We start from the raw sequence: 1,352 nt of genomic DNA on the forward strand, positions 1-1,352 counted from the left end.
GTTAGCATAAAGAATACTGGCTTCTGGTTGTGAAAAATCTAAAATACCTTCTGTATTAGAAAAGGCATTTTCGGGATCGTCAGTGATACCAATCCCAAGAGAATCTGAACCAATTAAGGCACTGGCATCTTTTCCTACAAACGGTGAGCCTTTGCGTACAAGAACAGCACAAAGTTCTACATCTCTCCTCTGCTGGATTGTTGTAATGAGTTCACGTCCCATTCTTCCATTTGCACCAACAACTGTAAGGCGCATTTTTATCTCCTTATAATACTTTACTGTGCAGTATAGGCAAATTCTTGCCTTCTTTCCAATGGTTCTTTTTCTTTATAGAAAAATTTTTTTCCTGCTTTAATTTATCTTGTTGTGCTGTAAAATACTGTTGTTTAGAGCAAGTGATATAAGATCTACAAATTTAAATAGAGATGTTTTTCGTTAGAGTGTGTAATGAATATTCCTAAGTAAGGTTTGCTTATGACACCTAAAGGAGATTGTGTATTACTTTACGCTTTTGTTTCTTTCGTTCTTTAAGGGGAGAGCGTTCTTCATGCAAAACAAGATCTCCCAAACAAAATACACCTATGTTGTCAATTCATGCGCTTTTCTTAAAGAAATATTTATCAATTCTTCTAAACTTATTTTATGATAGTGCTCGTGAGTGGTATCACGAGAGAGTATCCATGAATAATATAACATCTATTCTGCACCACTATCTTTATGCTTCATAAATAGAGAAAATTAGCATTATCACGTTTTGTTAGCCTTTAATGTTTTAATAATTCTTGGCACTTAGGCATTTTCATTCTTTTCTTTAATATTCTTTCATTTACCAATTCTATTTGTGACGCATAAGAAAGCGATTTTGATTGTTTTAAATGTGATGAAGGTAATGAGAAAAAGGTATTTGGAATTGATGATTAAAGTAAAAAAACGATTATTTATCATTGTATATAAATATGTTATCCATAAATACAATCACGTAAAAAGGGGGTAAAACAAGGGGCTAACAAGAAGTTGGATTGTTTACACACGAGAGTTGGTCGGATTCTTCATCTTTTAGGAAAGTCAGTTGAAAAAATTGTTATGTTGTAAAAACGCATGATGAGGCTTTGTTTATTATAGAGAAAATAGGATATATTATGAAATGCGTTTTTTCATATATTGGGGAGAATGGAGTATAACATGCGTTAAGTATTGTTATTTTATTTGCCTAGCTTCCAATGATGCTACAGCTCTTGTATTTAAAGAGAGTCTTTAAAATCCTTTCTTAAGTATTTTTTATCCCTGTGCTGATCTTTTTTGTGACACGATAAGAAAGTGATTTTTGTGATTCAATTATAATGGGTTTTATT

1 pseudogene is annotated in these 1,352 nt (G+C 32.1%); it reads right to left on the reverse strand.

Annotated elements, in window-relative coordinates:
- Positions 1-255, reverse strand: a pseudogene (locus ACFIL8_RS10375) (4-hydroxy-tetrahydrodipicolinate reductase); the annotation flags it as partial.
- Between the last annotated feature and the right edge of the window lie 1,097 nt (positions 256-1,352).

Origin of the sequence: Bartonella sp. AP57NXGY, from assembly GCF_042195805.1 — a bacterium.
In the GTDB taxonomy this organism is placed as follows: Bacteria; Pseudomonadota; Alphaproteobacteria; order Rhizobiales; family Rhizobiaceae; genus Bartonella.